Source organism: Bowdeniella nasicola (genome assembly GCF_001907295.1).
Classification (GTDB): Bacteria; Actinomycetota; Actinomycetes; order Actinomycetales; family Actinomycetaceae; genus Bowdeniella; species Bowdeniella nasicola.
Window position 1 is genome coordinate 48,037 of the sequence record NZ_MQVR01000004.1, and the last position, 10,515, is coordinate 58,551.

Genomic DNA, 10,515 nt, shown 5'->3' on the forward strand with positions numbered 1-10,515 from the left:
TATGAGTCCCACTCCCGTAGACGACGCTTGGCTCGTCGTCCCTCTGTACAACGAGGCGACAGTCATCGGCGACGTCATTACCGAGGCGCTCCGGTATTTCTCTCACGTCGTCTGCATTGATGATGGCTCCGCCGACGATTCCGCGGCGATCGCGCAGTCGGCCGGCGCCATCGTTGTCCAGCATCCGATCAACCTGGGACAGGGGGCGGCCCTCCAGACGGGATTCGACTACGTTCTGATCAAAACGACCGGCCAGTACGTTGTGACGTTCGACGCCGATGGCCAGCACGACCCGGTCGAGGCCGTCGCCATGGTCGAGCGCGCCAAGCGCGATGATCTCGCCATCATCTACGGCTCACGATTCTTAGACAAGCGGACCAAGCCCGGTCTGCTCAAGCGCATCGTGCTCAAGACCGCGACCCTCATGACACGCCTGACCACGGGTCTGAAGCTCACCGATGCCCACAATGGGCTGCGCTGCCTGCGGCGCGATGCCCTCTCGGCCATTCGGATCCGCCAGGACGGCATGGCCCACGCATCGGAGATCGTCTCGCAGCTCGCGCGCACGAAACTGCCGTGGACCGAGATGCCCGTACATATCCGCTATACCGACTATTCACGCAGTAAGGGCCAGTCCCTGTTGAACTCGGTCAACATCCTCGTTGACCTCATCATGCGGTAGGGACACAAGGAAAGGGAACGCCCCAGATGATTCATTCCCAGCTCGTGCTCGCGGAAGCCTCGCTCACGTCCTTTGCCACCACGAACCGGTTTTGGATCCAGCTGCTGCTGATTCTTGGCGTCGTCATCGCGGGTATCATCCTGACCCGGTCCTCGGCCGGAGCCCGCCACCAGGCGATCCGTCGAATCTTCATGGCCCTGTTCGCGGCCGTCGCGGTGTATTTCATCATCTTCCCGTCCGCCGCCTCGCAGATCGCCCGTATAGTCGGGGTTGGTCGTGGCGCGGACCTACTGCTCTATGCCCTCGTTGTTGCGTTCTTCAGCTTCGTGGCCACCTCGTTCAAGCGGGTGGCTGCCATGGAACGTCGAATTACCGAACTATCGCGTCAGCTCGCGATTTCTCGAGCCCCGGGACCGGAGGCTATTCATCAGCAGCCGCCGACGCGACCGAACGAGGACATCGATCCGGAAGCTCCCACACGCTGACGCTGCCTGCCTTCGTCACGCGGGTCATGCCCGACGTGTCGACGCCATACATGCCCGAAGAATCCATACTCACTTTGGCGCCCTGCACCTTAGTATCCTCGTCAAGGTAGAGATACCGGATCCCCTGCTTGCGCAGTTCGGGGCACAGTTCTCCTTGCCGCTCAGCCAGCCCCTTAATCGCGGACCAGACGGTCGGCAGCTGGGCAGCGAGCGTGAGCTGCCGGACCCGAGAATCGACACCCGAATAGCCGTAGGCGAACGCCGCTCCGTTTGCAGGATCCCCAATAATCGATCCTTCATGCGGCAGGCCGTGCTTCTTCAGCCACCGCAGGACTGCGAGGTCATCCTCGTCCGCCATCGTGCCGTAGGCGATCGAGCCGGGCTGATAGGCCGCGGCAACCAACTGGGTGCGCGGCACGATACGGAATCCGGCGGTCGCCACCGCGACGATCACGAACACTGCAGCGACTCGGCGCCAGCTGGCTACCCCGAGGATGACGGCGATCGCGAGCGTCACGAGCAGCGCCATGACCATGGTGATGACGGGGGCGATCCGGGCCGCCTGCGAATACCAGGGCGTCGCAAGGGTCCGCGGCCACACATTATCGACGCGCGCGACCGCTCGGATCACGAGTGGCAACACGAGCGCGCCGGTGACACCAAATGCGCCCCAGCGCGGCAGTCGCCGGAAGACGAAGACCAGCCCGGCGATCGTTCCGATCGCGAGGAGCGCTCCCCCGAGGTACCAGTCATTGGCGCGCCACAGCGAGGTGTAATCGATGAGGGCAGCAGCGAATTCTCCGAAGGGGTTCGCTCCGGCACCGCGTTCGAAGTCTCGCACGCTCGCGGACAGTTTCCAGTAGACGAGGCCGACACCGATCGCCGCGAGGACGCCCACGACTACGCCCGCTCGCACGAGCATCGCGCGCTCGGAGTTCCACGCCTTAGGGACGACGTGGATCAGCCAGGCGAGGGTGATCGGTCCGAGAACCGCGGCGAGCGAGGCGACCGCGATCGGGTGGGCAAGTGCCATTCCGAACGTCGCGACTGCGGCGGCACACCGGATCGAAAGCCTCCGGTCGGTGAGCCCAGCGATAACGCCGGGCAAGATGACTGCGGCCGCTGCGTACGGAAGGGCAGACAGGAGCGGAAAGAGTACCGCGGGGACGGTGACGAAGGCAGCCGAGACCGGCAGGATCCACGCCGTGAGCATGCCCGGGCGGATGAGCAGTGTCTCGCCAAGGCGGGATTCGATCTGCCAGGCCAGGAGCAGCATGCCGCTTGCCCACACCGCAACGCCGTACACGTAGATCGAGGCGTTTAGGACCTGCACACCCTCGCCATAGGCAAGCGAAATCAGGCCGTTAAACGCGCTCGGATAGTAGCGGGGGCTGCCGCCCTGCTGATAGAGCGGGGCTAGTGACCACAGCGAGCTCGCGGTCTCGTTATCGCGGATCGCTCGGATCGACGACAAATGGAAGACACCATCCCATTGCTGCAGCAGCGTCGAAAGCGAGCCCATACCCCATATGAGCGGCAGGGCGAGCAGAACGACGCCGAGGGCGATCGGTGCGTAAGTCCAGCGCTTGAGAGCAACAAAGTGCGGAGTCGCAGAGACGACGAGTCGCGCAAGGGCCGCGAGCGCCAGGACGATCACGAGGCCTACCGCCGCGGACACCAGGTTGAAGGGGAGCCCGACGAGATACGTGACCGTCGCAATGGCCTCAGACAACAGGAGGCTGACTCCCGGGGCCAGTCCCAGCGCCCACGGCCACGGGATCCGAAGGATCCTCAGCGTGAGAGCGCCGGGAAGGAAGGCGACCGCGGCGACGGTCAGGACAGTAAGCACACTCTAAGTCTGGCATGCCTACCTCGTTCCCTGGTCGGATCGCCCTGCCCACCCGCGAGATGGTTTTTGTCGTATCGCGTATGATCGGATATCGTGCAGAAAAATCGTCATGCCCAGATACGGAAAGCTCCTCCGCGCTACTCGCGGACCCCGCGAAAAGGCCGCCTGCGGTGGCATGTAGCGCTCGCATCCGTCCTGGGTATCGTGCTGTTTTTCGGCACCTCTTTCGGGCTCGCCTGGTGGCGTCTGCAGGGCAATGTCGCGGTCACCAGTATCGATAAACTTATTGATAACCGCCCGTCTGCGAGCACCTCGCCGCCCCCGCTCGACCCGAACGCGGGTCACCCCATTAACCTGCTCGTCATCGGCTCCGACGTCCGCCACGGCGACTTCGCCGATAAGTCGATCGAAGGCATGCGCGGCGATGTCACGATGCTCATCCACGTCTCCGCAAAACGCGATCGTGTCGATGTCGTCTCTATCCCCCGCGACCTACGCATCAACATCCCGTCCTGCAACCTGCACGACGGCACGAAAACCGGGGCCGCGAAGGACCGCAAATTCAACGAAGCGTTCGCTCGCGGTGGCGCCAAGGGCAACGTGTCCGAGGCTGCCGCTTGCACGATCAAGACCGTCGAATCCCTCACCGGGGTCTATATCGATGACTACGTCGTCGTCGATTTCCAGGGCTTCCAGACGATGGTTGATGCCCTCGGCGGCGTCCCGCTGTACTTCCCGAAGGACGTCGATGACCGCCGCGCAGACCTGCACATCAAAGCCGGCTGCCGCCTGCTCGACGGACATGATGCCCTCGCCGCGGCGCGCTCGCGCTACGCACAGGGCGATGGCTCTGACCTCAGCCGCATCGAACGCCAGCAGCGCCTCGTCGGCGCGATCATCCGCGAAGCATTGAAGCTGAACCTGCTCACGAACCTGCCGTCGCTTTACTCCTTCCTGGATGCGGCGACGAAGTCCCTGTCGGCCGGCCCGCAGATCGGATCGCTCACGACGATGGCCGGCCTCGCCTACTCGATTCGCAATATCGATCCGGCTTCGGTCACGTTCCTTACGACTCCCGTGCGCTGGGCAGGCGACCAGATCTACATCGGTGCCGATGCGCAGCGCGTCTGGGACAACATCAAGGCCGATCGGCCGTTGAACTACGACCCGGATGCGGAAACCCCGTCCGAGTCCCCGAGCGAATCGGCGTCCCCGTCCCCGACAGCGACGAAGGCGACCCCGAGCCCGTCCGCGAGCACCGAGCCGGGCAAGACGGCCGAACAGGACGACGAGTTCCCGACGTGTACCCGAGAGAATGCGCAACCGAATGAGTGACCTGCCTCCCCGGTTCCAACCGAAGAAGCGATCACAAGCGCCGGGCGCCGACGGTGCGCGCCGCGTCGACGCGAACGGCACGGGCGACCAGCCCCGGTTCAAGCCGGTCCGCAGGCCGAATGCGCCGCAGCGGCAGTCGCTGCTCGGCAACTCCGAGCAGTCCGAACAGCCGCGCTCGATTCCACCGGCCCGCAAACCCCCTGCCCGCCAGGCACCCCCGCAGCCGGCTCCGCAGGTGGCGCGCCCGGTCAACGAGACCGCGATGGGTGCTCCCGTCTCCCAGCAGCCGGCACCCGCGCCGCGTCCAGTTCGGCGCCGCCGCCGACGCCGGATCCCGATCATCCTTGCGCTCCTGCTCGTCTTCCTGCTGGCCTGGCCGGTCGGCCTACTCATCTGGGCAAACTCGAAGCTGAATAAGATCGATGCGCTCTCCGGCGCCGCCACCACGGATGGCACGACATACCTGCTCGCGGGCTCGGATTCGCGCGCGGACGGCGAGATCCCCGACGACACCGAGGGTCAGCGCACCGACACGATCATCATGCTGCACCGCGCGCCCAACGGGCAGACGTCGATGGTATCGCTGCCGCGCGATACCTACGTCGCGATTCCCGGCCACGGCAAGAACAAGCTCAACGCTGCCTACGCCATCGGCGGCGCTCCCCTGCTCGTCTCCACGGTCGAAGGGCTCACGGGCGTCACGATCGACCACTACGTCGAGATCGGGATGGGTGGCGTGCGCCAAATCGTCGATTCGGTCGGCGGCGTGAACCTGTGCCTCGACTACGACGTCGATGATCCGAAGTCCGAACTCGTCTGGAAGGCCGGCTGCCACGACACCGACGGCAAGACGGCCCTCGCGTTTGCGCGCATGCGCTACTCCGACCCCAAGGGCGATATCGGCCGCCAAGAGCGCCAGCGCCAGGTGATCTCCGCGGTCGTGAAGAAGGCGGCGACGCCCGGCTTCGTGATCAACCCGTTCTCCCAAACCTCCACGGTCGGCGCCGGTACGAAGGCCCTCACCGTCGATCAGTCAACCGGCATTATCGACCTTGCGTGGCTCGCGTGGTACTTCCGCGCCGCCTCCGGCGAGGGCGGCCTCACTGGCCATCCGCCGATCGCCGACTATAACTTCCGCCCCGGCAAGATTGGCCAGGCGATCAAGCTCGATACCGAGCGCGCGGTCGAGTTCTTCTCCAAGATGACCGCCGGTACCCTCACCGCCGACGACATGCAGATCGCGCCCGGTAGCTAACGGTCGAAGAAGATCCGCTGGAACCACTCGGTATCGGTCAGCTCCAGGTTTTCCTGGAAGACCTCCAGTGCCTGCTTCGGGCGTGCCGAAGCCGCCCGCACGGTGCGAGGCGACCTTGACATCCACACCCTAAAGTCGAGCAGCACGATGAGGTGAAGCGTGAAGGTACCGGCGATCGCGATCAGGGCAAAGATCCCGACGACCGCGAATACAGCGTCGAGAACTCGATGAACGAGGAGATGAAATTGGGCAGTTTGATGCCCTGCAGGAAGCTGAGGTTAAACCCCACCCCCGAGATCGGCGCACGATCACCGCGAGGTAGAACACCAGCAACACGTCGCCGAGGCCCCCGGGTTCTTCGAGCGCACGAGCCCGTAGCGCAGCAGCTCACGGTAACTCGTCTCCGGCCGGCCGTGGCGGGCTCGGGCGGTCAGGACGATATAGCCGTTGGTCTCGATGACGAACCCGACGAGCAGCAAGAACAGGGTCAGGCACACAAAGACGATGCCACGCCAGGTGAAGAGGAACTGGACGATCGTCGCGTTGGTGACCGCGCCCTCGGAAGACGCGAGTTAGATGCCGGCGACACCATAGAGCGGGACGATGACCGCTGCCATGAGAAGTTTCGCGAACACCTGATAATTCAAGGCACGCGGCGCAACATCGCCGAAACCCGCTATTAACCACCGCCACCACGTCACAAGGTTAGTCTACGGCAGGGTGTTAGATGGAGATATGACGCTCTCACCACTCACCAAGCTCGCAGTCATCGGTGCCGGATCCGTCGGCACCTCTCTCGCCTACGCGGCCGCGATCCGTGGCTCCGCCAATACGGTCGCGATCTACGACGTGAACCGGGAAAAGGTTGAGGCCGAGGTGCTCGACCTGTCCCACGGAACTCAGTTCTTCCAGGCCGCACATATCCGCGGCGGCGCCGATATCGAGTGCGTGCGAGATGCCGATGTCGTCGTCATCACCGCGGGTGCGCGGCAAAAGCCTGGCCAGACCCGTATCGATCTCGCCGGGACGAATATCGATATCCTGTCCGACCTGCTGCCCAAACTGTTGCAGCAGGCGCCGAACGCGATCTACATGCTCGTGACCAACCCATGCGACATCCTCACGACCGCGGCCCTACAGATTTCTGGCCTGCCCCGCAGCCGCGTACTGTCCTCGGGAACCGTTCTCGACTCGTCGCGCCTACGATGGCTCGTCGGCCGTAAGGTAGGCATCTCGCCGCGTTCGGTGCACTCGATGATGATCGGTGAGCACGGCGATACCGAGTTCGCGCTGTGGTCCTCGGCCACGATCGGGCAGGCGCCCCTGCTGCAGTGGTGCGATAACGACGGCAATAAGGTCTTCACCCCGGAAATCCTCGACGAGCTCGAACACGAGGTCACCGACGCCGCCTACCGCATCATCAAGGGCAAGGGTGCGACGAACTACGCGATCGGCGTCGCAGGCGCCCGGATCGTCGAAGCACTCTTCGGCGACCACCACGCGGTCCTGCCCGTCTCGACGATGCTCGACGGCTACCGCGGCATCTCCGGAGTCGCGCTTTCGGTCCCCTCGGTCGTCGGCCGCAAGGGCGTAGAGCGCACGATTGAATTCCCCTTCGATGAGCGCGAGGACGCCCTGTTCCACAAGAGCGCGGAGGCCCTGCTCGCGGTGCAACGTTCGCTCGGGATTTAATCTCCCATTCCATTGCCGGTGACCAACAAGTGTTGGTTGAATATGACTAACCGTGTCCCGAGCAATGAAGAGGTCCGGCAATGACGCCACCCGGTTGCCCGTTCCACTCCCCCACGACCCCCAAGTTCCGACGCGTGCTGACCGCCGCGGTTGTCGCGCTCCTCGCGACTGGGGGTCTTGGTATGTCCGCCGCCGCTAGTCCCACGGCCCCACCCACCGCGGTGGTGTCAGCCGCGGCATACCAGCCGAGCGCCGAGGAGATAGCCACGTGGCCGTGGCTCGATCAATCGAAGACTCCGGAACAGCGAGCCCAGCTGCTGGTCGATGCGATGAACGAGGACCAGCTCGTCCACATGCTGCACGGCTACTCCTCCCTCATCGGCACGCGCCTAAAGCCCGGAGGCCCACCGTCGATCGGCTATATTCGCGCGATCCCAGAGCTGCGAATCCCGGCCCTCGTGATGTCCGATGGCCCGTCGGGCCTGCGCAACGGCGAGAAAGCGACCGCCCTTCCGGCCCCGATCACCCAAGCCGCGTCGTTCAACAAGGACCTCGCCTATGCCTACGGCAAGACGATCGGCCAGGACGCAGCCGACCGCGGCCAGGATCTGATCTTCGGGCCCGGTTTCAACCTCGCCCGCAACCCGCAGGCAGGCCGCACGTTCGAGTACTTCGGGGAGGATCCGTTCCTCGCCGGTTCGATGGCGGCGGCGAATACACGTGGCCTGCAAGATACCGGCATCATGGCGACGCTGAAGAACTACGTCGCGAACAACCAGGAAACCAACCGCACCCTGAACAACTCGCAGGTCGATGACCGCACGTTGCACGAGATCTACGAGATGCCGTTTAGGATCGCGATCCAGCAGGCCGAGCCGGCGGCCGTGATGTGCGCGTACAACAAGATCAACGGCAAGACCGCGTGCGGCTCGAAGGAAACTCTCATCGATGACCTGCGCAACCTGCACGGTTTCGGTGGTTTCGTCGTCACCGACTACCCCGCCGCCTGGTCCCCGACCGACATCAAGAACGGCCTGAACGTCGAATTGCCCGGATCCTTTTGGACCACGAAGTCCCAGATCAACCGCGCCGTCTCCAAGGGCCAGATGACGTGGGATGACGTTCGGGGCCGGGTGAAGGAAACCCTCGTCCAGATGTTCCGGTTCAAGATGTTCGACCACCCGTGGGACGAGAAGGAAGCCGACCGCGCGCGCACCATCACGGAGGTGCCGCCGGAGCGCGGCAACGCGGTCGCCCAGCGTGCCGTCGAAGAAGGCGCGGTCCTCATGAAGAACGACGGCATGCTGCCGATCGGCACGACGCTCGAAGGCAAGTCCGTCTCGCGCGTCCTCATCGTCGGGTCGGGCGCGAAGAAGCCGATGTCGGGAGGTGGCTCCTCCAATGTCACGAGCCCAGTCGCTTCCGACTCCGCGATCGATGCCCTGAAGAAGCGCCTCGGCCCCGAGATCGAGGTCGCCTACCACTCGGAGTGGGATCCGGTCGGCATCAAGCGGGAGGCGGCGAAGGCGGATTACGTCATCGTCTTTGCCACCCAGATCTCGACCGAGCTCATCGACCGACCGAACCTCGATTTCCTGCCGCACATCCATAACGCGGTGAGCGCGGCCGCGAAGGGCAATGCGAATACTGTCGTCGTCGTGCAGGCGGGCGGTCCCGTGCTCATGCCGTGGCTCGACAAGGTCCGCGGCGTCCTCAACGTCTTCTACCCCGGCCAGGCCGCGGGCGAGGCGACCGCGCGACTGCTGACCGGCGAGGTCAACCCGTCGGGCCGACTGCCACAGACCTTCCCCGCGACGAACTCGCAGTTCCCGGCCAATACGCGAGCCCAGTTCCCGGGCGCGAAGGCTGGCTTCGAGGCGCGTTATACCGAGGGCATCATGATGGGCTACCGCTGGTACGAGACGCTCGGCCAAAAGCCCGCGTTCCCGTTCGGCTTCGGGCTGTCGTACACCACGTTTGACGTCTCCGAACCGAGTCTTGCCGCCGCGAGCGGCTCGGCGACCGAGCCCGTCAAGGTCAGCGTGACCGTGCGTAACACTGGCGACCGGGCGGGCGCGGTCGCGCCCCAGGTCTATGTGAAGAAGCCGGAGCGCGCGGGCCTGCAAACCCCAGCGAAGGAGCTCGTCGCGTTCGACAAGGTCACCCTCGCGCCCGGTGAGGAGCGCACGCTCACGATGAGCGTGGAGGCGCTGCAGCTGTCCGTATGGAACACCGCCACCCAGGCATACGAGGTACCCGCGGGGACATTTGTGTTCAGCGCTGGACTCGACGTGGCGTCGACGAAGGGAGCGGCGAGCTACCGGGTGAAGTAACGATAGGGACTTCGGTACCGTCACGTGGCAAAGCCAGCCGCACCGAAGCCCCTCAGTTTCGTTCTCGGGCGTGATCCATGCCGGCCTCGCTAACCGACTCCATTAACTAGCCAGGTACCGTCCGGCTGTTTGACAAGGTTGACACTGCGATAGCGGATTTCGGGCTCGCTGCTCCAGCCGTCGCGGCCTTTCCATTGGATCGTCACAGCGTAGTCCCGCCAGATGTTTCCAGGTTCATCCGGCGGCGGATTGAAGTCCGCGTCGTCCACTGTGACGACGGTGTAAGCGCGATGATCTGCGGCTTTGTTCCACTCTCTGCTCGGTTTGACATGGTCGGGACGTAGAAACTCTTCCTTAAGATCACCGGTAGTCCAGCATGCCGCACGGTTGGTCGAGAGGATCGGTTGGCATCGACGACCGCGTCCTGAAGGAACTCTGTTTTGATGAAAGCGCGGCCAACGACCTCCGGGTCCCGCATATCAATGTCACTCGGCGAGAAATCCGCACCCTTAGGCCAATCACCCTCTTCCGTAGATGCAGATGGTTGCGGCTCCGAGCTCGCTGTGGTCTCGGACGACGGGGCAACTGACTGAGGCGGCGTGGGCGGAGTTCCAGAACAGCCAGCGAGCGCCAGAGCCGTTGCCAACGCAATCAAAGAGGGGAGACGTCTCATTTTTTGGTTCCTACTCGGTCTATGACCTGACACGGAGCTGCCCACGAGCAAACACTGATCTGATGGATCCGCGACTGACCCTCCCCAGGCAGAACACTTGCGGCACTCCGACGCTCGATAGTTGAGTCCCTCATAGTGGTGTAGCGGGGTGGTCGTGCTGGACAGCAGGGCGGTCACCGCGTGATCCTCGAGTTCATCTTCTACAACTCAC

General features: G+C 64.1%; 10 protein-coding genes. 7 read left to right on the forward strand and 3 right to left on the reverse strand.

Annotated features, from left to right (window positions below):
- Position 1: 1 nt before the first annotated feature.
- Together BSZ39_RS01450 and BSZ39_RS01455 are read left to right on the forward strand one after the other, a co-directional pair.
- Positions 2–682 carry a glycosyltransferase family 2 protein gene (locus BSZ39_RS01450; RefSeq protein WP_073715624.1) on the forward strand — a complete coding sequence of 227 codons (681 nt, stop codon included), beginning with the start codon at positions 2–4 and terminating at the stop codon, positions 680–682.
- A 26-nt stretch (positions 683–708) separates the two neighbouring features.
- Positions 709–1,167: a DUF2304 domain-containing protein gene (locus BSZ39_RS01455; protein WP_083602843.1), complete on the forward strand. Its 459-nt coding sequence runs from the start codon at positions 709–711 to the stop codon at positions 1,165–1,167.
- On the opposite strand, the gene BSZ39_RS01460 is transcribed toward BSZ39_RS01455, so the two are convergent.
- Positions 1,103–3,016, reverse strand: coding sequence for a DUF6541 family protein (locus BSZ39_RS01460; protein ID WP_073715625.1), 1,914 nt, complete (start codon positions 3,014–3,016; stop codon positions 1,103–1,105). The genes BSZ39_RS01455 and BSZ39_RS01460 overlap by 65 nt on opposite strands.
- 204 nt (positions 3,017–3,220) lie before the next feature.
- Here BSZ39_RS01460 and BSZ39_RS01465 point away from each other — a divergent pair, with 204 nt between their 5' ends.
- Both BSZ39_RS01465 and BSZ39_RS01470 read left to right on the forward strand, forming a co-directional pair.
- Positions 3,221–4,351, forward strand: coding sequence for an LCP family protein (locus tag BSZ39_RS01465; RefSeq protein WP_083602844.1), 1,131 nt, complete (start codon positions 3,221–3,223; stop codon positions 4,349–4,351).
- Complete coding sequence (locus BSZ39_RS01470) at positions 4,344–5,606, forward strand: LCP family protein (protein WP_245792395.1); 1,263 nt, start codon at positions 4,344–4,346, stop codon at positions 5,604–5,606. The genes BSZ39_RS01465 and BSZ39_RS01470 overlap by 8 nt, the downstream gene beginning before the upstream one ends.
- Here the strand turns inward: BSZ39_RS01470 and BSZ39_RS14780 are convergent.
- Entirely contained in the window at positions 5,603–5,728 is a 126-nt protein-coding gene (locus BSZ39_RS14780) for a hypothetical protein (RefSeq protein ID WP_281247106.1), read from the reverse strand. The genes BSZ39_RS01470 and BSZ39_RS14780 overlap by 4 nt on opposite strands.
- A gap of 30 nt (positions 5,729–5,758) precedes the next feature.
- Here BSZ39_RS14780 and BSZ39_RS01475 point away from each other — a divergent pair, with 30 nt between their 5' ends.
- From BSZ39_RS01475 to BSZ39_RS01485, 3 genes are all read left to right on the forward strand, one after another.
- Positions 5,759–6,289, forward strand: a complete 531-nt coding sequence (locus BSZ39_RS01475; RefSeq protein ID WP_073715626.1) for a hypothetical protein — start codon at positions 5,759–5,761, stop codon at positions 6,287–6,289.
- Positions 6,290–6,341: 52 nt separating this feature from the next.
- Positions 6,342–7,298, forward strand: coding sequence for an L-lactate dehydrogenase (locus BSZ39_RS01480; protein WP_073715627.1), 957 nt, complete (start codon positions 6,342–6,344; stop codon positions 7,296–7,298).
- Positions 7,299–7,378: 80 nt separating this feature from the next.
- Complete coding sequence (locus BSZ39_RS01485) at positions 7,379–9,631, forward strand: beta-glucosidase (protein WP_073715628.1); 2,253 nt, start codon at positions 7,379–7,381, stop codon at positions 9,629–9,631.
- Between the two features lie 89 nt (positions 9,632–9,720).
- On the opposite strand, the gene BSZ39_RS13350 is transcribed toward BSZ39_RS01485, so the two are convergent.
- Positions 9,721–9,900 (reverse strand): hypothetical protein, encoded by a 180-nt coding sequence (locus tag BSZ39_RS13350; protein ID WP_143180317.1) that lies wholly within the window; start codon positions 9,898–9,900, stop codon positions 9,721–9,723.
- Positions 9,901–10,515 lie beyond the last annotated feature (615 nt).